The sequence below is a fragment of the Rhodoferax sp. GW822-FHT02D07 genome (assembly GCF_058802405.1).
Window position 1 is genome coordinate 517,417 of sequence record NZ_JBXAOD010000001.1, and the last position, 20,820, is coordinate 538,236.

Consider the following 20,820-nt stretch of genomic DNA (forward strand, 5'->3'; position numbering starts at 1 on the left):
GACTCAATGCAGTCCTTGCGGCTTGGGAGCTCTGTGCCGCGAGATGGTTACAACACAATTACCGGAGTACACCGAATGGATCGTCGTTCAATCATCAAAAACGCGGGTATCGCTGGCGTCCTGGCTGCAGGTGCCGCACCTGCTGTGCATGCACAGGCTGCTGTGCGCTGGCGTCTGGCTTCCAGCTTCCCCAAAGCGCTGGACACCATCTTTGGCGCGGCCGAAACGTTTGCCAAGCACGTGAAGGAAATGTCGGGCGGCAAGTTCGAAATCTCCGTCCACGCTGCTGGTGAAATCGCCCCGGCCTTCGGTGTGGTGGATGCCGTGCAACAGGGTTCCCTGGAATGCGCGCACACCGCTCCCTACTACTTCTTCGGCAAGAACGAAACCTTCGCTCTGGGCTGCGCCATCCCCTTCGGCCTGAACAGCCGCCAGATGACCGCCTGGATGTACCAAGGCAACGGCCTCAAGCTGATGCGCGAGTTCTACGCCAAGTACAACATCGTCAACTTCCCCATGGGCAACACCGGTGCGCAAATGGGCGGCTGGTATCGCAAGGAGATCAAGACCCTGAAGGATCTGCAAGGCCTGAAGTTCCGCACCGGCGGCTTCCCCGGCAAGGTGATGGAAAAGCTGGGTGTTGTGCCCCAGAACATCCCCGGCGGTGAAATCTACACCGCCCTGGAAAAAGGCACCATCGACGCGGCCGAATGGATCGGACCGTATGACGACCAGAAGCTGGGCTTCAACAAGGTTGCTCCCTTCTACTACTACCCCGGCTGGTGGGAAGGCGGCCCGCAACTGGACCTGTTCGTCAACAACAAGGCGTATGACGCCCTGTCGCCCGAGAACAAGGCCATCCTGGAAAACGCTGCGGCCTACGCCCACGTCGACATGCAAGCCAAGTACGATGCCCGTAACCCCGCTGCGCTGAAGCAGCTGGTGGGCAGCGGCACCAAGCTGCGTCCCTTCCCCAACGACGTGCTGGCTGCCGCTTTCAAGGCCGCAGAACAGACCTATGCCGAACTGAACGACAAGAACGAAGACTGGAAGAAGATTTACGCGGACTACGCCAAGTTCCGCGCCGAGTCCAACCTCTGGTTCCGTTTCACCGAAGCCAAGTTCGACAGCTTCATGCAATCGCAAAAGCTGTAAGCCTCGCGCTTGCTGCACAAAAAACCGCGCCTCGGCGCGGTTTTTTTATGGATGTTTCACATCTGCCTTACGAAGGATTGCGCAAAGCTGCCAGCGTCTGTTCCAGTCGCTTGAACTCATCCAGCATGGCCGGGCTGGCTGCGTAGAAGACGAAGATCTTGTTGCTGAAGGTGCGGGTGTACAGGCGTGGCGCAATCAGCCATTCCAGCCCACGGATGCGGATGAGCTTGGCGTAGGCCAGGTCCTTGTAGTCCACACGCTTGCGCCACATCCAGGACTGCTCAATGCCTTGTGCATTGAAGCGCGTGACGCCCAGCACCACAAAGCCCACGGTGTAGGCCATCAAGCCCCAGGGTGCCCACAGCCAGAAGGGGTGTTGGGCCTCGGCCTGCTGCAAGTTCCAGCGGTGCATCTGCCAGGCCCAGAGGCCGGCCGCCGCCAACAGCGCCAGAGCCAGGGCCTTGAAGGCCATGCTGTAGGCTGGACTAACCTGTTCACCACCTTCTGGTGTGAATTCCAGGGCGGCAGTCTTGGGTGGGGAGTTGGACGTGCTGGCTTCAGTGGGAGATTCGGTACTCATGCGAGGGTTCCTGAAAACAAAAAAGGCCCCGTCCGGTAAGGCGGGGCCTGGGGCGGGCAGTGGCTGGGCCACCGCCTGCGGGCTTACTTCTTGAACAGTTCGTCGATTTTCTTCTGTTCGTCTTCGGCTGCCTTGTCGGCGGCGGCATTGGCGTCGGCAGGGGCCTCGCCAGCCTTGAGTTCGGTAGGCACTTGGGGTGGTGCGTCTTCGGGCGGCATTTCGATGACCACCTTGTCGATGTCGACCTTCACCTCTTCGTCCAGGAACATGGTGACCGACTGGGGCAAGAAGATCACGACGACCACCAGAATGATCTGCATCACCACCCAAGGGATGGAGCCGAGGTAAATGTCATTGGAGAGCACGGGCTTGGCGATGCGCTTGTCCTTGAACAGGGTGTCGGCAATGCCGCGCAGGTAGAACAGTGCAAAGCCGAAGGGCGGGTGCATGAAGCTGGTCTGCAGGTTCACGCACAGCAGCACGCCGAACCAGATCAGGTTGATGCCCATCTTGTCAGCCACGGGGGCGAGCATGGGCACGATGATGAAGGCGATCTCGAAGAAGTCCAGGAAGAAGGCCAGGAAGAACACGAAGATGTTCACCACCACCAGGAAGCCGATCTGGCCGCCGGGCAGGCCGGTCAGCAGATGCTCCACCCACTTGGCGCCGTCCACGCCCTGGAAGACCTGGCTGAATACGCGGGAGCCGATCAGGATGAACACCACCATGGCGGTCAGGCGCATGGTGCCGGCCATGGCGTCCCAGATCAGGGCGGGGGTGAGGCGCTTGGACATGGCGGCCAGGATCAGCGCACCGACAACGCCCATGGCACCGGCTTCGGTGGGGGTGGCTATGGCACTGTTCTGGAAAGGCAGGCCGCCCATGGAGCCCAGCACGGCGAAGATCAGGATGGCCGAGGGAATGATGCCGCGCAGGCACTTGGACCACAGAGCCCAACCGTCCAGCGTGCGTTCGCTGCGGGGGATGCCGGGCAGGTAGTCGGGCTTGATGCGGGCAAGCATGAAGGTATAGGCCGCGAACATCAGCACTTGCAGGATGGAAGGTCCCCAGGCGCCCTTGTACATGTCGCCCACGGGCTTGCCGAGCTGGTCGGCCAGCACCACCAGCACCAGCGAAGGCGGCACCAGCTGCGTGATGGTGCCCGAGGCCGCCAGCACGCCGGTGGCGTAGCGCATGTTGTAGTTGTACTTCATCATCACGGGCAGCGAGATGAGGGCCATGGCGATCACCTGGCCAGCCACGGTGCCGGTGATGGCGCCGAGGATGAAGCCCACGATGATGACCGAGTAGCCCACGCCGCCGCGCACCGGGCCAAACAGCTGGCCCATGGAGTCCAGCATGTCCTCAGCCAGGCCACACTTCTCCAGGATGGTGCCCATGAAGGTGAAGAAGGGGATGGCCAGCAGCAGCTCGTTGTTCAGGATGGAGAACAGCGAGATGGGCAGGTTGCCCATGAAGGCGGCGGGGAACCAACCCATTTCAATGGCGTAGAAGCCGCTGGCCAGGCCGAGCGCGGCCAGCGAAAAGGCGACCGGAAAACCGATCAGCATGATGATGACCAAGCCCGCGAACATCAGCGGGGGGAAATGTTCCATTTGCATAGGGAATCCTGGGTATCGGGAGTAGGGTGGGCCGGTGTGTGCAGCGAGGCGTTTACTGCAGGGGCTTCTCGTAGTGCGTGTCCATCTGGTACTTGCCTTGCAGGTAGGCCACGCGCTTGATGATTTCAGCCACGCCCTGGAGCCAGACCATGGCGAATCCCAGGGGCATGGCCAGCACCACGGGCCAGCGGATCAGGCCACCGGCGTTCTGCGACATTTCCTTGGAGACATAGATGCCCCAGAAGTACTGCGAGCACAGGTAGGTCAGCAGGGTGATGACGGGCAGCAGGAAGAACACCAGGCCGAACAGGTCCACATAAACCGGCTTGTTGCCCTTGAGCTTGCCATAGATTAGGTCCACGCGTACGTGTTCGTTGAGTTTGAGCACGATGGGGGCACCCACCATCACGGTGTAGGCAAACAGGTACCACTGGATCTCGATCCAGCCGTTGGACGTGATGTCGAATCCGTAGCGGATAAAGGCATTGCCCGCGCTGATGAGCGCTGCCAGTAGCACCGTCCAGGAGGCGAAGGTGCCCAGCTTGGCGCTGATCCAGTCCACGCCAGCGGCGAGTTTCAATAAAGCATTCACAGGGAGTCTCCAGTAGTCTTGTAGGAAAACGCGGGCGCAGCAAAGGCGCTGGATTCAAGACGTGGATGGTGCCCCAAAACCCCTGTAGAAAGCCTGACGCAATGGCCTAGTGTTTACCCTTAAGTCGTCATGACGGCGTCACGTGGGGCCGCGAACATCCGCGGCACTAGGAGGGAAAACATGGCATGGCTGACAGGGTTGCAGATTCGGTTCCGTTTGGTCTTGTTGCTGCTGTTCGCGGTACTGGCTCTGGCGGGGGTCGGCGGGTTTGCGGCCTGGACAATTGACCGGGAGGCAGACCGCTCCACCGCCTTCATCGATACCGAGTTCGAATCCCTGCAGCTGCTGGGGGCCCTGCGGGCCCATGTGGGGGACGCCAGGCGCCATGAAAAGGACCTGATGCTGAACTTGGGGGATGAGGCCCAGACCGAGCATTTCCAGCAGCAGTGGACCCGCTCCCTGCAGGCCACGCGGCAAACCTTGCAGGAGGTGCAAGCGATTGCCCAGGGCCCCGAAGCACAAACCCTGCAGACGGTGCAGCAGCGCCTGCAGGCCTACGAGGCGGGCTTTAGCGATGTCTTGGGCAAGCTGGCGCGCGGCGAGCTGCACGACCCCTGGGCTGCCAATGCCGCCATGGCGCCGGCTGCGGCTGACATGGGCGCTGCCGAGCAGGCGCTGGCACAGGTCTCACAGGCGATTGCGGGGCGCGCCATACAGCGCCGTGCAGCCCTGGCCCAGACGGCTGGGCAGGCGCCCTGGGTGGTACTGGCGGCGACCGCTGCGGTGGCCGTGGTGGCTGCGGTCCTGGCGCTGGCCATTGTGCGCTCCATTCTCCGGCCCATGCAGGCCCTGCAACGCACGGCGCGGGCCTGGGCCCAGGGTGATTTGCGCCACACAGTGCAGGCCACAGGGCGCGACGAGATCGCCCAGGTGCAGCAGGATCTGGGCCGCATGCACAGTGCGCTATCCGGCTTGCTGCAGCAGGTGCGCTCGGGTGTTGAAGTGGTGAGTGACAACACGGCTGAAATTGCCGGTGCCAATGGCGAGTTGTCGGAGCGTACCGAGCGCGCGGCGGCGGCGCTGCAGCGCACGGCGGTGTCCATTGAGCAGCTCACCCTGTCCGTGCGCCGCACCGCAGACTCGGCCACCCATGCCAGCGGTGCAGCCGATGCCGCCCAGCAGGTAGCCCACCGCGGTGGTGTGGTGGTGGGGCAGGTGGTGCAGACCATGCAGGACATCCATGGTGCCTCGCGCCAGATCGCCGAAATCATTGCCGTCATCGACAGCATTGCCTTCCAGACGAACATTCTCGCGCTCAACGCTGCGGTGGAGGCAGCCCGCGCGGGCGAGCAGGGGCGGGGTTTTGCCGTGGTGGCTAGCGAGGTGCGCAGCCTGGCCGGGCGCTCGGCCCGTGCAGCCCAAGAGATCAAGGCCATCATCCACGCCTCGGTGGAGTCCATCGACCGCGGCGCCACGCTGGTGAACCAGGCAGGACTGACCATGCGCGAGATCGTCGATGGTGTGGGGCACGTGGCACAGGGCATGGAGGCGATCCGCGTTGCGGCGCAGACGCAGCTGGAGGGTATTGGTGCGATTCACACGGCCATGGGCGGCATTGACCAAGCCACGCAGCACAACGCGGCGATGGTGGAAGAGTCGGCGGCTGGCGCCTTGAGCCTGGCGCAGGAAACACAGCACTTGCGCGCAGCGCTGCAGGTGTTTCAGCTGGAGCTCGTGCCCCCGGGTTTGATGAAAAACAAGCCCTTAGCCCTGATAAATTAAGCGCGAGCAGCTATAAAAAGGCTAGCAGACCACATGCCGGCCATGGTCAGAAGCAATGAGCCCAGTAGATGGATGGCCGAGGTTCCCAGCGCCAGTGCATAGCGCTGCTGGCCCAGCATGGTGACCACCTCGGCGGAGAAGCTGGAGAAGGTGGTGAGCGCGCCCAGAAAACCGGTGACCAGTGCCAGCCGCCATGCCGGGTCCAGCTGGGGCAGCGCCTGGAACACTGCCACGCACACGCCGACGAGGTAGCCCCCAATCAGGTTGGCCGCCAGTGTGCCCAGGGGCAGTGTGGTGCCCGCTGCGGCGTTCGCCGGGTTGAGCCACAAGGCCAACTGCCAGCGCGCCAGTGCGCCAGCGGAAGCCCCTGCACAAATGGCCAGGACCGGCAGCATCAGGGTACCGTCCCGAGGTACGCCGCGCCGCTTACGGTCAGCCCTTGGGCTGATAGTTTGGTTGCGGTGGGGGCCTTGATGCGTTTGACGCGGGCCATGAAATCGGCCCAGTCCTTGAACGGCCCGGCCTCGCGCGCCTGCAGGATGCGCGCGGTTTGGCTGGGGCCCAGGCCGCGCAGGCCGTCGAGCTGCGCCTCGGTCGCGTTGTTCACCTCCAGCGCCCAGCCGGACAGGCTCAGCAACAGACCGCTGGTCAGCAGGAACAGGGCGCGTGCGCGGCGCATGGCGTTCAGGCCTTGCGCTTGGCCAGCCACTGCACGTACTTGCCCACGCCTGTTTGCACGTCCACAAACTGGTGGTCGCAGCCGGTGGCGCGCAGGGCCGTCAGGTCGGCCTGGGTGTAGCACTGGTACTTGCCGCGTAGCGCATCGGGGAAGGGCACGTACTCCACCAGGCCCTGGCTGGCAATGTCGGCCAGCGGCAGCGGGGCTTCGCCCTTGAGGCCGCGCATGGCGTTGACCACTGAGCTGGCGACGTCGTTGAAGGGCTGGGCGCGGCCCGAGCCCAGGTTGAAAATGCCGCTCTGGCCGGGGTGGTCAAAGAACCAGAGGTTCACGGCGACCACGTCGTCAATGAAAACGAAGTCGCGCATCTGGCCGCCTTGGGGGTAGCCGCCGTATTCACCAAACAGCTTGACCTTGCCTTCAGCGTTGAACTGGTGGTACTGGTGGAAGGCCACGCTGGCCATGCGGCCCTTGTGCTGCTCGCGCGGGCCATAGACGTTGAAGTAACGGAAGCCCACCACCTGCATGGTCTTGCCGGCCTTGGTGCGTTGGAAGTCGTTGCCGCACTCGCGGCGCATGCGCTGGTCGAACAACAGCTTGGAGTAGCCGTAGACGTTGAGCGGGGCTTCGAAGGCCGGATCCTCGCTGAAGGTGTCGGAGCCGCCATAGGTGGCTGCGCTGGAGGCGTACAGCAGGCGCGCGCCGCGCTTCTGGCAGGCCTGGAACAGGTGCCAGGACAGCGTGTAGTTGTTGGCCATCATGTACTTGCCGTCCTGCTCCATGGTGTCACTGCAGGCGCCTTCGTGGAACACGGCTTCGATCTGGCCGTAGTGACCGCCGGCGAACTCGTCGTAGAAGGTGTCGGCGTCTACATAGTCGGCAATCTGCAGGTCGGCCAGGTTGCGGAACTTGTCGCCCTGCTTGAGGTCGTCCACCGCAATGATGTCGGAGAGGCCGCGGGCGTTGAGGCCGGCGATGATGTTGCTGCCAATGAAACCGGCGGCGCCGGTGACCACAATGCGTGTCATGCAAATAGCTCCTCGTAAGACACCGTAGCGGTGCCGAATTTGCCAACCACCAGGCCACCGGCGCGGTTGGCCAAGGGGACGGCTTCGCGCAGGCTCAGGCCCGCGCCCACCAGGGCGGCCATGGTGGCAATGACGGTGTCGCCTGCGCCGGTCACATCAAACACTTCGCGTGCCTGCGCGCTGACGTGCAGTTGGCCCTCTGCGTCAAACAGGGTCATGCCTTCCTCGCTGCGGGTCAGCAGCACGGCGTCCAATTGCAGCTCGGCGCGCAGGGCTTGCACCTTGGTACGCAGATCATCCTCGCTGCTCCAGCCGCCAATCACCTGTTGCAGTTCTGCGCGGTTGGGCGTGATGACGGTGGCCTGCTGGTAGCGCGAATAGTCGCTGCCCTTGGGGTCGATCAGGATGGGTTTGCCTGCCGCACGGGCACGGGCAATCATGTCGCTCACATGGGCCAGACCGCCCTTGCCGTAGTCGGAGAACAGGACCGCTTCGTGTTGTTCCAGCAGTTGGGCAAAGGTGGCAGTCTGTGTAGCCAGTACTTCGTTCTTGGGGGTGTTCTCGAAGTCCAGGCGAATCAGTTGCTGCTGGCGGCCGATGACGCGCAGCTTCACAGTGGTCTTGAGGTCCGCATCACGGCCAAAGTGGGTGCGGATACCGGTGGTGGCCACCAGCGCTTCGAGCTTGTGGCTGGCTTCATCGTCGCCCACCACGGTCAGCAGCGAAGCCTGGGCACCCAGTGTGGCGGCGTTGAAAGCCACGTTGGCCGCGCCACCGCAGCGTTCTTCCTCGCGCGTAATGCGCACCACGGGCACGGGTGCCTCGGGGCTGATGCGGTCCACGGCGCCGTACCAGTAGCGGTCCAGCATCACATCGCCGACCACCAGCACACGGGCCTGGGCCAATCGTTCTTTTGCAATCGTCATCGTTGTCATCTTAGCGGGCGGTGTTCAGAGTTCTTCGACCCGGCGTGCGGGGTAGCTGTCCCAGGCCTGGCAGCCGGGGCATTGCCAGAAGTGCTGCTTGGCCTCAAAGCCGCAGGCGGCGCAGCGGTAGCGTGTAAGCGGTTTGACGGCATGGTCCAGCGCTCGCTGCACCTGCGGATGGAAAGCCTCGTGTTCGAGCTTCTCGCCGGCAATCCATTTGGCGGCTGCCACCAGCGAGGGTTCGGCCTCCAGATGGCGCGCATACCATTCGCGCGCGGTAGGGCCGGGCTGGGTGCCTGCAGCCTCCAGCGCCACGATGGCGTCCAGCACATCCAGCGAGCGGTTGCCGGCATACACCTCTTGCAGCAGGTGCAAGACCGCTTCGCCCTGGCCGCAGGCCAAGGCCTGCTTGGCCAGCAGCGGGGCAATCAAGCCTACGGCGCCGGGTGCCGCATGCAGGGCAGTGATCAGTGTGGCGCAGGCTTTGGCCGGCTGGCCGGTGCCCGCTTGCAGCGAGGCCAGGTCCATGCGCGGGCGCGGGGCCTCGGGCGCAGTCTCCATGGCCTCGTCCAGCAAGGCATGGGCCTGCTCGGTCTGGCCAGCCGCTTGCAGGGTGGCGGCCTGTTCGCAGAGGTAATGCGCCAGCCGACCCTTGAAGCTGCCCTGGCCGCTGTTTTCCAGCTTTTCGGCCACCAGTGCTGCATGCTCCCAGTCGCGCGAGCGTTCGTAGTTGGCCAGTAGAGCCAGGCGGGCTTGGGCTTCGAAGCGCGTGCCTTCGAGTTTCAGCAGCGCCTCTTCGGCGCGGTCCAGCAGGCCGGCCTTGAGGTAGTCCAGCGCCAAGGCATGTTGGGCCCGGTGGCGGTCGTCTTCGCTGAGATCGCCGCGGGACAGCAGGTGTTCGTGCACGCGCACGGCACGCTCGTACTCGCCGCGGCGGCGGAACAGATTGCCCAGTGCGAAGTGCAGTTCGGAGGTGTCGGGGTCGTTCTGTACGGCTTCGATGAAGGCATCAATCGCCTGGTCCTGCTGTTCGTTCAGCAGGAAGTTCAGGCCCTTGAAGTAGGCCTTGGGCGCCTGGCGGTTTTCCAGGCGCAGCTGGCGCAGGTCCAGGCGCGATGCCAGCCACCCCAGTACAAAGGCCACGGGCAGGCCCATGAGGATGAGGGTGATGTCAAAGTCCATGCGGTGGGGGAGTGGGGGTTTTGTCGATCTCTGCGGCCACAGTGGCCAGCGCGTTGGCGGCCTGGTGGCGCGCTTGCTTGGCGGCGCGGCGGTGGCGCCACCAGCGCGGCACCATGCCTAGCACACCGATGGCCACGCCAGCGGCAAAAGTGATCAGCACGATCAGCACCATGGGAGCGGTCCAGCGCGTGCCAAAGAAAAAGTGGACTGTCACGTCACCCTGGTTGTTCAGGGCAAAGGCGAACAGGGTAAAAAAAATGGCCGCTTTAAGTAGCCACTTAAAGAGCCATGCGAGCTGTTTCATTGATCTCCTCGGTGGCGAGGAATTCTAAATCTATTAGTAGCCCCTCACGCAGGGCCGCACCCATGGTGCTCAATCAGCCTTGGGAGTGGATTCCAGCTCGGCGGTGCGTTGGTCTACGGCTTCCCGCAAAGCCTTGCCGGGTTTGAAATGGGGGACACGCTTTTCGGGGATGGCTACGCTTTCGCCGCTGCGCGGATTGCGGCCCATGCGGGGCGGGCGGCGGTTGATGGAGAAGCTGCCAAAGCCGCGAATTTCAATGCGATGGCCTCGGACCAAGGCGTCGTTCATCGCGTCCAAGATGGCCTTCACGGCGAACTCGGCGTCGCGGTGGGTCAGTTGGCTGAAACGGTTGGCCAGTTCTTCAACGAGGTCGGAGCGGGTCATGGCATCAAAAGGTAAGAGAGAAGAAAAAACGACCGGCGCAAGGCTGCAGCCGGTCGTTCGTTCAGGTCAGCAACAACAGATTAGTTGTTGTTGTCCAGCTTGGCGCGCAGCAGGGCGCCCAGGCTGGTGGTGCCTGCATTGCCGGTGCTTTGGTTCAGGCTGGCCATGGCTTCGTTTTGGTCTGCCATGTCCTTGGCCTTGATGGACAACTGGATATTGCGGGTCTTGCGATCCACGTTCACCACTACGGCAGTCACTTCGTCGCCTTCCTTCAGCACGTTGCGTGCGTCTTCGACGCGGTCACGGCTGATTTCGGAGGCGCGCAGGTAGCCAATCACGTCTTCGCCCAGGTCGATTTCAGCGCCCTTGGCATCCACGGTCTTGACCTTGCCGGTCACGGTCTGGCCCTTGTCGTTCACGGACACGAAGGTCGTGAAGGGGTCGGAGTCCAGTTGCTTGATGCCCAGGGAGATGCGCTCGCGGTCCACGTCCACGGCCAGCACGATGGCTTCCACTTCCTGGCCCTTCTTGAACTCGCGCACCGCGGTTTCGCCGGATTCGTTCCAGGACAGGTCGGACAGGTGCACCAAGCCGTCGATACCGGCAGCCAGACCCACGAACACGCCGAAGTCGGTGATGCTCTTGATCGGGCCCTTCACGCGGTCGCCGCGCTTGGTGTTCTGGGCGAATTCTTGCCAGGGGTTGGCCTTGCACTGCTTCATGCCCAGGGAGATACGACGCTTGTCTTCGTCGATTTCCAGAACCATGACTTCGACTTCGTCACCCAGGGCAACGATCTTCGAGGGAGCCACGTTCTTGTTGGTCCAGTCCATTTCGGACACGTGCACCAGACCTTCGATACCGGGTTCCAGTTCCACAAACGCGCCGTAGTCGGCGATGTTGGTGATCTTGCCGAACATGCGGGTACCTTGGGGGTAGCGGCGGTTGACGCCCATCCAGGGGTCGTCGCCCATTTGCTTCAGACCCAGGGACACGCGGTTCTTTTCGGTGTCGAACTTCAGGATCTTGGCAGTGATTTCCTGACCAGCGGTCACCACTTCAGAGGGGTGACGGACGCGGCGCCATGCCATGTCGGTGATGTGCAGCAGGCCGTCGATACCGCCCAGGTCCACGAACGCACCGTATTCGGTGATGTTCTTGACCACGCCTTGCACCACAGAACCTTCTTTCAGGGTGTGCATCAGCTTGGCGCGTTCTTCGCCCATGGAGGCTTCCACCACAGCGCGGCGGCTCAGCACCACGTTGTTGCGCTTGCGGTCCAGCTTGATTACCTTGAATTCCAGGGTCTTGTTTTCATAGGGAGACAGGTCCTTGGTAGGACGTGTGTCGACCAGCGAACCGGGCAGGAAGGCACGGATGCCGTTGACCAGAACGGTCAGGCCGCCCTTGACCTTGCCGGAAGTGGTACCGGTCACGAATTCGCCGGATTCCAGGGCCTTTTCCAGGCTCATCCAGGAAGCCAGACGCTTGGCCTTGTCGCGGGACAGGATGGTGTCGCCATAGCCGTTTTCCACGGAGTCAATGGCCACGGACACGAAGTCACCCACTTGGACTTCGATTTCGCCCTTGTCGCTCTTGAATTCTTCGATTGGCACGTAGGCTTCGGACTTGAGGCCGGCGTTGACAACGACGAAGCTGTGCTCGATGCGGACGACTTCAGCGGTGATGACTTCACCGGTGCGCATTTCCGAGCGTTGTAGCGATTCTTCAAATAGGGCTGCGAAAGATTCAGACATGAGGTTTGCGATTTGCATCGCGGGTTAAGTTATTGAACCCCACCACCAGTGCGCAGACGCGCGAGAGGAGCGATGGGGACCAGTTTGCCCAGCTAGCCGGGGCTAGAAAGGCTGTTTGCCTTGCCACCAGGCCAGCACGGTGTCGACCGACGAAGCGACGGTCAAATCCGAGTTGTCCAGCAGCTGGGCATCTTCTGCAGGCTTCAAGGGCGCAACGGGTCGGGACGAGTCCCGAGCGTCGCGCGCCTCCAAATCGGCACGAAGACTGTCGAGTGTAGCGGGAATTTCCTTTGAAATCAACTGCTTATGGCGCCGTTCGGCGCGGCAGGCGGCGCTGGCCGTCAAATAGACCTTGAGCGGAGCGTCCGGAAAGATCACCGTGCCCATGTCGCGTCCGTCGGCCACCAGGCCGGGCAGCTTGCGAAAACCGCGCTGCAGGTCGATCAGGGCGGCACGCACGGCCGGGAAGGCCGATACCTTGGAGGCGTTCATGCCTGCTTCTTCCGTGCGGATGGCATCGCTCACGTCCTCGTTGGCCAGCCAGATATGGCTGCCTTCGAAGTGGATGGGCAGGCTTTGCAGCAGGCGGACGATGGCGGCTTCATTCGCCACGTCCAGCGCGATGCCGGCGCGGGTCGCGGCCAGCCCGGTGATGCGGTAGAGCGAGCCGGAATCCAGGAAGTGGTAGCCCAATTGCTCTGCCAGCACGGCCGCCAGAGTGCCCTTGCCGGAAGCGGTGGGTCCGTCCACACAGATCACGGGGATGGCATTGGCGGGGGCGGTGGCGACCGAAAACAGGGTTTCGAAGTAGTCCGGGAAGGTCTTGGCCACACACTTGGGATCTTCGATGCGGATGGGCAGGCCGGCCGGATTGAAGGTGGCCAGCGAAAAGCACATGGCGACGCGGTGGTCGTCGTAGGTGTGGATGCTGCCGGTCGTCCAGGCCTCGACGGAGGCGGGCGGTGTCACGCTGATGAAGTCTGTGCCCTCAATCACTGTGGCGCCCAGCTTGCGCAGCTCGGTGGCCATGGCGACGATGCGGTCGGTTTCCTTGACGCGCCAGCTGGCGATGTTGCGCAGCGTGGTGGTGCCCTCGGCGTACAGGGCCATCACGGCCAGCGTCATGGCCGCGTCGGGGATGTGGTTGCAGTCCAGGTCGATGGCCTTGAGCGGCCAGGCACCGCGTTGCACCTGCAACCAGTTGGGGCCGCTCTCGATCTGGGCGCCCATGGCTTGGGCGGCCTCCATGAAGCGGATATCGCCCTGGATGGAGTCGGCGCCCACGCCCTGAATTTTTATGCCATTCTGGCCACTAGCCCCCGTGGAAATTGCGCCAAGCGCTATGAAATAGCTAGCGCTGGAGGCGTCGGCCTCGACATGGATGTCGCCGGGCGACTGCAGCCGCGAGCCTGCGGGAATGGTGAAGCGCTGCCAGCCGTCGCGCTGCACCTGCACGCCAAAGCGCGCCAGCAGGTTCAGCGTGATTTCGATGTAGGGCTTGGAGATCAGCTCACCCACTACCTCGATCACGATGTCCTTGGCGGCCACCAAGGGCAGGGCCATGAGCAGGGCGGTGAGGAACTGGCTGGAGACATCGCCGCGCACCTGGATGGGGGTATCCAGCTTGGGCTGGGCCGTGCCGATGCGCAGGGGCGGGTAGCCCTCATTGCCCAAGTAGTCAATGCCGCAGCCCAATTGGCGCAGCGCGTCCACCAGGTCGCCGATGGGGCGCTCATGCATGCGGGGCACGCCGCTGAGCTCGAAGTCGCCACCCAACACGGCTAGCGCCGCGGTCAGTGGGCGCATCGCGGTGCCCGCGTTGCCCAGGAAGAGCTTGGCCGACGGGTTAGGCAGTTGGCCGCCCAGACCGGTGATGCGCACGACGGCGCCGGATTCTTCCACGCCACAGCCCAAGGTGCGCAGGGCCACCAGCATCACGCGGGTGTCGTCCGAATCCAGCAGGTCGTGGATGGTGGTGGTGCCGGCGCTCATGGCGGCCAGCAGCAGCACGCGGTTGGAAATGCTCTTGGAGCCAGGGAGGGTGACTGCGCCCGCAGCGTGGGCGAGTGGCGGGAGGTCCAGGAAGGCGGTGGAGAACATTATTTGTTGTGCTTGGACGCCATGGTCCAGTTGGCGCGGGTGTTGCTGGCCTGCTCGATGAGGCCCTCGAGGGCATCGCCGTTGCCGCTGGAAATCATCAGCTCCATGGCCTGCAGGGTGCGCTGGAAGACTTTGCTTTGCTCCAGCAGCTCTTCGCGGTTGGAGATCATGATGTCGCGCCAGATCTTGGGGTCGCCGGCTGCAATGCGTGTGAAATCGCGAAAGCCCGGGCCGGCCAGCGAGAGGTAGTCCTTGCCCTGGGGTTGGCTGGAGATGGCGTTCATCAGCGCAAACGCAATCAGGTGCGGCAAGTGGCTGACGGCGGCGAAGGCCGCGTCGTGCTGCTCGGGCGACATCTTGAGCACGCGGCAGCCCAGCGCGGTCCAGACGTCCACGGCCTTTTGCAGCTGGGCGGTCAGGGTGCGCTCGATGGGGGTCAGGATGATCTGCTTGCCGGTGTAGAGGTCGGCGTCAGCGTGCTCCACGCCGGCCAGCTCCTTGCCGGCGATGGGGTGCGCCGGCACAAAGGAGCCAATGTGCTCGCGCAGGCCGCGCCGGCCTGCGTCGATGACGTCACGCTTGGTCGATCCCACATCCATGATCAGCATATTGGGCGTGACCAGGTGTTTGATAGCCTTGAACGTGGATTCTGTGGCGGACACGGGCACGGCCACCAGCACGATGTCGGCACCGGAGACGGCCAGCAGGGCTGAAGGGGCTTCGATGTCAATAACACCCAGCTGGCGTGCGCGTTCGGTGGTGGAGGGCGACTTGCTGTAGCCCACCACGCGCTTGACGAGACCGGCCCGTTTGAGGGCCAGGGCGAACGAGCCGCCCATCAAGCCGCATCCAATCAAGCCAAGCTGTTCAAACATAAGGTGTCCTGGTGTGCATCAATCAGTCGGCCAGCGGGTAGGTACCCAGCACCTTGTAGAAGGCGCAGAGGCTGGACAAGTCCTTGAGGGCCGCCGCCACATGGGGCTGCGACGGGTGGCCCTGCAGGTCGATGTAGAAATAGTATTCCCATTGGCCAGAGCGTGCCGGGCGGGATTCAAAACGGGTCATGGAGACGCCGTGCTGTTTGAGCGGCACCAGCATGTCGTGCACGGCGCCGGGCTTGTTGGGCACGGAGACCACCAGGCTGGTGCAATCCTTGCCCGAAGCCTCGGGGGCGGGCAGCACGCTGGGCAGGCAGACCACCACAAACCGGGTGCGGTTGAAGGCCTCGTCCTGGATGGCGTGCGACGCAATGTGCAGGCCGAATTCGGAGCCTGCACGTTCGCTGGCAATGCCGGCCCAGGCTGGGTTGCTGGCCGCGAGGCGCGCGCCTTCGGCGTTGCTGGAGACCGCGCGGCGTTCGGCGTGGGGCAGGTGGGTGGTGAGCCACTGCTGGCACTGGGCCAGCGCCTGCGGGTGGGCCAGTACCACTTCAATGCCGTCCAGCGAGGCGCTGCTGCGCAGCAAGTGGTGGCGCACCAGCAGGCTGATCTCGCCCACGATGTGCAGCGGAGAGTTGAGCAGCAGGTCCAGCGAGCGGGTCACCACGCCCTCGGTGCTGTTCTCCACGGGAATCACGCCAAATTCGGCGGATCCGGCGGTGGCGGCGTGGAATACCTCGTCGAAGTTGGCGCAAGGCACATGGGTGATGCTGGAGCCAAAGAAGCGCAAGGAGGCTTCTTCGCTGAAGGTGCCTTTGGGGCCCAGGTAGGCCACGCGTTGCGGCGCTTCCAGGGCTCGGCAGGCGGACATGATTTCACGCCAGATGACGGCCACGCTCTCGCTTTTCAGTGCGCCCTGGTTGGCCTGTTGCAGGTTGGAGATGACCTGGGCTTCACGCTCGGGGCGGAAGACAGCCGAGCCTTCTACCTTCTTGATTTCGCCCACCTCGTTGGCGAGCGCCGCGCGGCGGGAGAGCAGGGTCAGCAATTCCTGGTCGACGGCGTCGATCAGGACTCGGAGTTCAGGGAGTGTGCGTGCCATGTGCGAAATAGGGGGTCAGCCGTTGGTGCGCTCAAACTCTTGCATGTAGGCCACCAGGGCCTGCACGCCTTCGAGGGGGATGGCGTTGTAGATGCTGGCGCGCATGCCGCCTACCGACTTGTGGCCCTTGAGCTGCAGCAGTCCGGCGGCCTTGGCGCCCGCAAGGAAGGCGTCGTTGAGCGATTCGTCGCGCAGGTAAAAGGGCACGTTCATGCGCGAGCGCGCGCCGCGGGCGACGCCGTTCATGTAGAAGCCGGTGGAGTCAATCGCTTCGTACAGCAACTCGGCCTTGGCGATGTTGCGCGCTTCCATGGCTGCCACGCCGCCTTGGCGCTTGAGCCACTGGAACACGAGGCCGGCCATGTAGATACTGTAGGTGGGCGGGGTGTTGTACATGGAGCCGTTGTCGGCTACGGTCTTGTAGTCAAAGGCGCTGGGGCAGATCGGCAGGGCGTGGCCCAGCAAGTCTTCGCGCACCACCACCAGCGTCACGCCAGCCGGGCCCAGGTTCTTCTGGGCGCCGCCAAAGGCCAGGCCCACCTTGCTCCAGTCGACCGTGCGCGAAGCGACGTGGGAGGAGAAGTCGATCACCAGCGCGGCGTCGGAGCCCAGTGCCTTGAGGTCGGGCAGGCTCTGGAACTCCACGCCGTTGATGGTTTCGTTGGTGCAAATGTGCACATAGCTGGCCCGGTCGCTGAGTTGCCACGAGGCTGGCGCTGGAATGGCCGTGTAGTTGTCGGCCTTGCCTGAGGCTGCGGTGTGGATCTGGCAGTACTTGCCGGCTTCCTTCAGCGACTTTTCGCTCCAGCTCCCGGTGAGCACAAAGTCCGCCGTGCCGTTGCCACCCGCTGGCGCACGCAGGGCGCTGAGGTTGAGCGGAACGATGGCGTTTTCAGCAAGACCGCCGCCCTGCATGAACAGGATCTTGAAGTTGGCGGGCACCGCCAGCAGCTCGCGCAGATCGGCCTCTGCCTGTTCATAGATGGACAGAAACTCCTTGCCGCGGTGGCTCATCTCCATCACGCCCATGCCACTGCCATGCCAGTCCAGCATCTCGGCGGCGGCTTGTTCCAGCACTTCAGCGGGCATGGCGGCCGGTCCGGCCGAGAAGTTGTAGGGGCGTTGCATGGAGCAGTTTATGTATGAAATATGGCTGTAGCCCTCGTGGAATATGCGCGAGCAGCTATCAAATCAGTAGTAATCAGGCCTTTCCGTCGGCGCTGTCGTCGGCGGCATCGGCTTCGCCTTCGGTCGCATTGGCATCGTTTTCCACGATGCGCTGCAGGCCGCTGAGCTTGGAGCCTTCGTCCAGACCGATCAGCGTCACGCCCTGGGTCGCACGGCCGAGTTCGCGGATCTCGGACACGCGGGTACGCACCAGCACGCCCTTGTCGGTGATCAGCATGATCTCGTCGTCGGCATGTACCAGGGTGGCCGCCACGACCTTGCCGTTGCGCTCGGATTGCTGGATGGCAATCATGCCCTTGGTGCCGCGGCCGTGGCGCGTGTATTCGACGATGGAGGTGCGCTTGCCGTAGCCGTTTTCGGTGGCGGTCAGCACGCTTTGCTGCTCGTCTTCGGCCACCAGCATGGCGATCACGCCCTGGCCTTCGTCGAGCATCATGCCGCGCACACCGCGGGCATTGCGGCCCATGGGGCGCACGTCGTTTTCGTCAAAGCGCACAGCCTTGCCGCCATCGCTGAACAGCATCACATCGTGCTTGCCATCTGTCAGCGCGGCGCCTATCAGGTAGTCGCCCTCGTCCAGGTCCACGGCAATGATGCCGGCCTTGCGCGGGTTGCTGAATTCGTCCAGTGCAGTCTTCTTGACGGTGCCCATGCTGGTCGCCATGAACACGTATTGGTCGGCCGGGAAGGTGCGCTTCTCTCCGGTGAGTGCCAGCACGACGGTGATCTTCTCGCCCTCTTGCAAGGGGAACATGTTGACGATGGGGCGGCCGCGCGAACCGCGCGAACCTGCAGGCACTTCCCAGACTTTGAGCCAGTACAGGCGGCCGCGGTTGGAGAAGCACAAGAGGTAATCGTGGGTGTTGGCCACGAAGAGCTGGTCGACCCAGTCGTCTTCCTTGGTGGCCGTGGCCTGCTTGCCGCGTCCGCCACGCTTCTGCGCGCGGTATTCGTTGAGGGGCTGGCTCTTGATGTAGCCGCTGTGGCTCATGGTCACCACCATGTCGGTGGGGGTGATCAGGTCCTCGGTGGACAGGTCGAAGGAGGAGTGTTCCACCAGGCTGCGGCGCGCACCGATCTTGTTCTGGCCGAACTCCTGCTTCACATGGCCCAGCTCTTCGCCAATGATGGTGGCCACGCGGGCGGGCTTGGCCAGGATATCGAGCAGGTCCTCGATCTCGGCCATCACGTCCTTGTACTCGGCGACGATCTTGTCCTGCTCCAGTCCGGTCAGGCGTTGCAGGCGCATCTGCAGGATTTCCTGGGCCTGGGTCTCGGACAGGCGGTACAGGCCGTCGTTGCCCATGCCGAATTCCTTCTCCAGGCCTTCGGGGCGGTAATCGTCCGCGTTGACCACGCCACCGTCGGCGCGGGTACGGGTGAGCATCTCGCGCACCAGCTTGCTGTCCCAGGGGCGGTTCATCAGCTCCAGCTTGGCCACAGGGGGCGTGGGCGACTCGCGGATGATGCGGATGAAGTCGTCGATATTGGCCAACGCCACAGCCAGGCCTTCCAGTACATGGCCGCGCTCGCGGGCCTTGCGCAGGTTGAAGATGGTGCGGCGGGTCACCACTTCGCGGCGGTGGTCCAGGAAGACCTCGATCAGGTCCTTCAGGTTGCACAGCTTGGGCTGGCCGTTGACCAGCGCCACCATGTTGATGCCGAAGGTGTCCTGCAGCTGGGTCTGCTTGTACAGGTTGTTGAGCACCACCTCGGGCACTTCGCCGCGCTTGAGCTCGATCACCAGACGCATGCCGGACTTGTCCGACTCGTCCTGGATGTGGCTGATGCCTTCGATCTTCTTTTCGTGCACCAGCTCGGCCATGCGCTCCTGCAAGGTCTTCTTGTTCACCTGGTAGGGCAGCTCGTCGACGATGATGGCTTGGCGCTGGCCCTTGTCGATGTCTTCGAAATGGCATTTGGCGCGCATCACCACGCGGCCACGACCGGTGCGGTAGCCATCCTTGACGCCATTGATGCCGTAGATGATGCCGGCGGTGGGGAAGTCGGGTGCCGGAATGATCTCCATGAGATCGTCAATCGACGCCTCCGGGTGTTTGAGCAGGTGCAGGCAGGCGTCCACCACTTCATTCAGGTTGTGTGGCGGAATGTTGGTGGCCATACCCACGGCGATACCGCCCGAGCCGTTGACCAGCAGGTTGGGGATGCGTGTAGGCAGGACCAGCGGTTCTTTTTCGGAACCGTCGTAGTTGGGGCCGAAATCGACGGTTTCCTTGTCCAGATCGGCCAGCAGCTCGTGGGCGATCTTGGCCAGGCGGATTTCGGTGTAACGCATCGCGGCCGCGTTGTCGCCGTCGACCGAGCCGAAGTTGCCCTGGCCGTCCACCAGCATGTGGCGCATGGAGAAATCCTGCGCCATGCGCACGATGGTGTCGTAGACCGACTGGTCACCGTGTGGGTGGTACTTACCGATCACATCCCCTACGATACGTGCGGACTTTTTGTACGCGCGATTCCAGTCGTTGTTGAGTTCGTGCATCGCGAACAGCACGCGGCGGTGCACCGGCTTCAAGCCGTCCCGCGCATCGGGCAGCGCACGCCCGACGATCACGCTCATGGCGTAGTCCAGGTAGCTGCGGCGCATCTCCTCTTCGAGGCTGATGGGCAGGGTTTCTTTGGCGAACTGGGTCATGGGTAGGACAGGGCTATGTCAGGGACAACCTTTGATTCTACGGCTGCCTTGCTGTGGCTTGAGAGCAACAGAGCAAATGCGGCAGAAAGTCACAGTTTTAAGAACGTATATAGATGTTTGAGAAGTGTTGTCCCGCTCTGTGGCACAATCATGTGAACGTCTTTGGTGCGCAAGACTTAGGCGTCACACAATTAGTCGCAGCTTGGCTGCTTGTCCCGATAAAGGAAGGTCTCATGAAGCAATTGAACAAAGTAGCAATCCTGATCGCTACAGCCGCTCTGGCTACCGCCGCTGGTGCCCAAGAAATCCATAACTGGCGCAGTGCTGCCGGCGACGTCTGGAAGAACGCTTCCGGCGAATGCTGGCGTGATGCTAGCTGGACGCCCGCTACGGCCGCTGCCGGCTGCGACGGCGCTCTGGCTGCCAAGCCCGCTGCTGCCGCGCCCGCCGCTGCTCCCGCGCCCGCCGCTGCTCCCGCACCCGCCGCCGCTCCCGCAGCTGCTGCCCCCGCCGCCGCCGCTGCCAGCAAGGTGACCTACGCTGCCGACGCCTTCTTCGACTTCGACAAGTCTGTGCTGAAGCCCGAAGGCAAGGCCAAGCTGGACGACCTGGTGAGCAAGGTCAAGGGAATCAACCTGGAAGTCATCATTGCTGTGGGTCACACCGACGCAACTGGCGCTGACGCTTACAACCAGAAGTTGTCTGTGGCACGTTCCGAAGCCGTCAAGGCTTACCTGGTGTCCAAGGGCATCGAAAAGAACCGCGTCTACACTGAAGGCAAGGGCGAAAAGCAACCCGTTGCTGACAACAAGACCAAGGAAGGCCGCGCCAAGAACCGTCGCGTTGAAATCGAAGTGGTTGGCACACGCGCCAACTAATCTGACGATTTAACGTCTTCGAAAAAACCC

The 20,820-nt window shown here is 63.1% G+C and carries 19 protein-coding genes; 3 read left to right on the top strand and 16 right to left on the bottom strand.

The genetic code is table 11. The features are described from left to right. Positions 1-75 precede the first annotated feature (75 nt). A complete protein-coding gene (locus AC1RNN_RS02495; protein WP_493086269.1) occupies positions 76-1,155 on the top strand; it encodes a TRAP transporter substrate-binding protein in 1,080 nt (359 codons plus the stop codon). Positions 1,156-1,222: 67 nt separating this feature from the next. Here the strand turns inward: AC1RNN_RS02495 and AC1RNN_RS02500 are convergent, their stop codons facing one another. The 3 genes from AC1RNN_RS02500 to AC1RNN_RS02510 all read right to left on the bottom strand — a co-directional run bounded on the left by AC1RNN_RS02500 (position 1,223) and on the right by AC1RNN_RS02510 (position 3,949). After that, positions 1,223-1,735: a hypothetical protein gene (locus tag AC1RNN_RS02500; protein ID WP_493086268.1), complete on the bottom strand. Its 513-nt coding sequence runs from the start codon at positions 1,733-1,735 to the stop codon at positions 1,223-1,225. An 83-nt stretch (positions 1,736-1,818) separates the two neighbouring features. Further along, complete coding sequence (locus tag AC1RNN_RS02505; protein ID WP_493086266.1) at positions 1,819-3,357, bottom strand: TRAP transporter large permease; 1,539 nt, start codon at positions 3,355-3,357, stop codon at positions 1,819-1,821. A 52-nt stretch (positions 3,358-3,409) separates the two neighbouring features. Next, a complete protein-coding gene (locus AC1RNN_RS02510; protein ID WP_493086264.1) occupies positions 3,410-3,949 on the bottom strand; it encodes a TRAP transporter small permease subunit in 540 nt (179 codons plus the stop codon). 180 nt (positions 3,950-4,129) lie between these two features. On the opposite strand from AC1RNN_RS02510, the gene AC1RNN_RS02515 reads away from it, so the two are divergent. After that, complete coding sequence (locus AC1RNN_RS02515) at positions 4,130-5,731, top strand: methyl-accepting chemotaxis protein (RefSeq protein ID WP_493086262.1); 1,602 nt, start codon at positions 4,130-4,132, stop codon at positions 5,729-5,731. Here AC1RNN_RS02515 and crcB read toward each other — a convergent pair. The 13 genes from crcB to gyrA form a co-directional block, all read right to left on the bottom strand. Then, on the bottom strand, positions 5,728-6,126 hold the full coding sequence (gene crcB / locus AC1RNN_RS02520) for a fluoride efflux transporter CrcB (protein WP_493086260.1): 399 nt from the start codon (positions 6,124-6,126) through the stop codon (positions 5,728-5,730). The genes AC1RNN_RS02515 and crcB overlap by 4 nt on opposite strands. Next, positions 6,126-6,410 (bottom strand): ComEA family DNA-binding protein, encoded by a 285-nt coding sequence (locus AC1RNN_RS02525; protein ID WP_493086258.1) that lies wholly within the window; start codon positions 6,408-6,410, stop codon positions 6,126-6,128. Before AC1RNN_RS02525 ends, crcB begins: the two co-directional genes overlap by 1 nt. A 5-nt stretch (positions 6,411-6,415) precedes the next feature. Then, positions 6,416-7,438 (bottom strand): ADP-glyceromanno-heptose 6-epimerase, encoded by a 1,023-nt coding sequence (rfaD, locus tag AC1RNN_RS02530; protein WP_493086256.1) that lies wholly within the window; start codon positions 7,436-7,438, stop codon positions 6,416-6,418. After that, entirely contained in the window at positions 7,435-8,364 is a 930-nt protein-coding gene (gene rfaE1 / locus AC1RNN_RS02535; protein ID WP_493086254.1) for a D-glycero-beta-D-manno-heptose-7-phosphate kinase, read from the bottom strand. The genes rfaD and rfaE1 overlap by 4 nt, the downstream gene beginning before the upstream one ends. 24 nt (positions 8,365-8,388) lie before the next feature. Next, positions 8,389-9,546 (bottom strand): lipopolysaccharide assembly protein LapB, encoded by a 1,158-nt coding sequence (lapB, locus tag AC1RNN_RS02540; protein WP_493086253.1) that lies wholly within the window; start codon positions 9,544-9,546, stop codon positions 8,389-8,391. Beyond that, positions 9,536-9,850, bottom strand: a complete 315-nt coding sequence (locus AC1RNN_RS02545) for a LapA family protein (RefSeq protein WP_493086251.1) — start codon at positions 9,848-9,850, stop codon at positions 9,536-9,538. The genes lapB and AC1RNN_RS02545 overlap by 11 nt, the downstream gene beginning before the upstream one ends. Positions 9,851-9,919: 69 nt before the next feature. Beyond that, on the bottom strand, positions 9,920-10,234 hold the full coding sequence (locus AC1RNN_RS02550) for an integration host factor subunit beta (protein ID WP_493086250.1): 315 nt from the start codon (positions 10,232-10,234) through the stop codon (positions 9,920-9,922). A gap of 80 nt (positions 10,235-10,314) precedes the next feature. Continuing rightward, positions 10,315-11,991, bottom strand: a complete 1,677-nt coding sequence (rpsA, locus tag AC1RNN_RS02555) for a 30S ribosomal protein S1 (protein ID WP_493086248.1) — start codon at positions 11,989-11,991, stop codon at positions 10,315-10,317. A gap of 102 nt (positions 11,992-12,093) precedes the next feature. Then, positions 12,094-14,091, bottom strand: coding sequence for a bifunctional 3-phosphoshikimate 1-carboxyvinyltransferase/cytidylate kinase (locus tag AC1RNN_RS02560; protein WP_493086247.1), 1,998 nt, complete (start codon positions 14,089-14,091; stop codon positions 12,094-12,096). After that, positions 14,091-14,966, bottom strand: a complete 876-nt coding sequence (locus AC1RNN_RS02565) for a prephenate dehydrogenase (protein WP_493086245.1) — start codon at positions 14,964-14,966, stop codon at positions 14,091-14,093. Before AC1RNN_RS02565 ends, AC1RNN_RS02560 begins: the two co-directional genes overlap by 1 nt. A gap of 22 nt (positions 14,967-14,988) precedes the next feature. Beyond that, complete coding sequence (gene pheA / locus AC1RNN_RS02570) at positions 14,989-16,071, bottom strand: prephenate dehydratase (RefSeq protein WP_493086244.1); 1,083 nt, start codon at positions 16,069-16,071, stop codon at positions 14,989-14,991. Positions 16,072-16,086: 15 nt separating this feature from the next. Continuing rightward, complete coding sequence (serC, locus tag AC1RNN_RS02575) at positions 16,087-17,199, bottom strand: 3-phosphoserine/phosphohydroxythreonine transaminase (protein ID WP_493086242.1); 1,113 nt, start codon at positions 17,197-17,199, stop codon at positions 16,087-16,089. Between the two features lie 73 nt (positions 17,200-17,272). After that, a complete protein-coding gene (gyrA, locus tag AC1RNN_RS02580; RefSeq protein ID WP_493086240.1) occupies positions 17,273-19,912 on the bottom strand; it encodes a DNA gyrase subunit A in 2,640 nt (879 codons plus the stop codon). Between the two features lie 233 nt (positions 19,913-20,145). On the opposite strand from gyrA, the gene ompA reads away from it, so the two are divergent. Continuing rightward, positions 20,146-20,790 carry an outer membrane protein OmpA gene (ompA, locus tag AC1RNN_RS02585; protein WP_493086238.1) on the top strand — a complete coding sequence of 215 codons (645 nt, stop codon included), beginning with the start codon at positions 20,146-20,148 and terminating at the stop codon, positions 20,788-20,790. Positions 20,791-20,820 lie beyond the last annotated feature (30 nt).

Bases quoted from the DNA above. Each gene is read 5' to 3' on its own strand.
- AC1RNN_RS02545 (WP_493086251.1), bottom strand. From the start codon at position 9,850: ATGAAACAGCTCGCATGGCTCTTTAAGTGGCTACTTAAAGCGGCCATT.
- AC1RNN_RS02495 (WP_493086269.1), top strand. From the start codon at position 76: ATGGATCGTCGTTCAATCATCAAAAACGCGGGTATCGCTGGCGTCCTG.
- lapB (WP_493086253.1), bottom strand. From the start codon at position 9,546: ATGGACTTTGACATCACCCTCATCCTCATGGGCCTGCCCGTGGCCTTT.
- ompA (WP_493086238.1), top strand. From the start codon at position 20,146: ATGAAGCAATTGAACAAAGTAGCAATCCTGATCGCTACAGCCGCTCTG.
- gyrA (WP_493086240.1), bottom strand. From the start codon at position 19,912: ATGACCCAGTTCGCCAAAGAAACCCTGCCCATCAGCCTCGAAGAGGAG.
- AC1RNN_RS02525 (WP_493086258.1), bottom strand. From the start codon at position 6,410: ATGCGCCGCGCACGCGCCCTGTTCCTGCTGACCAGCGGTCTGTTGCTG.
- AC1RNN_RS02560 (WP_493086247.1), bottom strand. From the start codon at position 14,091: ATGTTCTCCACCGCCTTCCTGGACCTCCCGCCACTCGCCCACGCTGCG.
- AC1RNN_RS02515 (WP_493086262.1), top strand. From the start codon at position 4,130: ATGGCATGGCTGACAGGGTTGCAGATTCGGTTCCGTTTGGTCTTGTTG.
- rfaE1 (WP_493086254.1), bottom strand. From the start codon at position 8,364: ATGACGATTGCAAAAGAACGATTGGCCCAGGCCCGTGTGCTGGTGGTC.
- pheA (WP_493086244.1), bottom strand. From the start codon at position 16,071: ATGGCACGCACACTCCCTGAACTCCGAGTCCTGATCGACGCCGTCGAC.
- AC1RNN_RS02550 (WP_493086250.1), bottom strand. From the start codon at position 10,234: ATGACCCGCTCCGACCTCGTTGAAGAACTGGCCAACCGTTTCAGCCAA.
- serC (WP_493086242.1), bottom strand. From the start codon at position 17,199: ATGCAACGCCCCTACAACTTCTCGGCCGGACCGGCCGCCATGCCCGCT.
- rpsA (WP_493086248.1), bottom strand. From the start codon at position 11,991: ATGTCTGAATCTTTCGCAGCCCTATTTGAAGAATCGCTACAACGCTCG.
- AC1RNN_RS02500 (WP_493086268.1), bottom strand. From the start codon at position 1,735: ATGAGTACCGAATCTCCCACTGAAGCCAGCACGTCCAACTCCCCACCC.
- crcB (WP_493086260.1), bottom strand. From the start codon at position 6,126: ATGCTGCCGGTCCTGGCCATTTGTGCAGGGGCTTCCGCTGGCGCACTG.
- rfaD (WP_493086256.1), bottom strand. From the start codon at position 7,438: ATGACACGCATTGTGGTCACCGGCGCCGCCGGTTTCATTGGCAGCAAC.
- AC1RNN_RS02505 (WP_493086266.1), bottom strand. From the start codon at position 3,357: ATGCAAATGGAACATTTCCCCCCGCTGATGTTCGCGGGCTTGGTCATC.
- AC1RNN_RS02565 (WP_493086245.1), bottom strand. From the start codon at position 14,966: ATGTTTGAACAGCTTGGCTTGATTGGATGCGGCTTGATGGGCGGCTCG.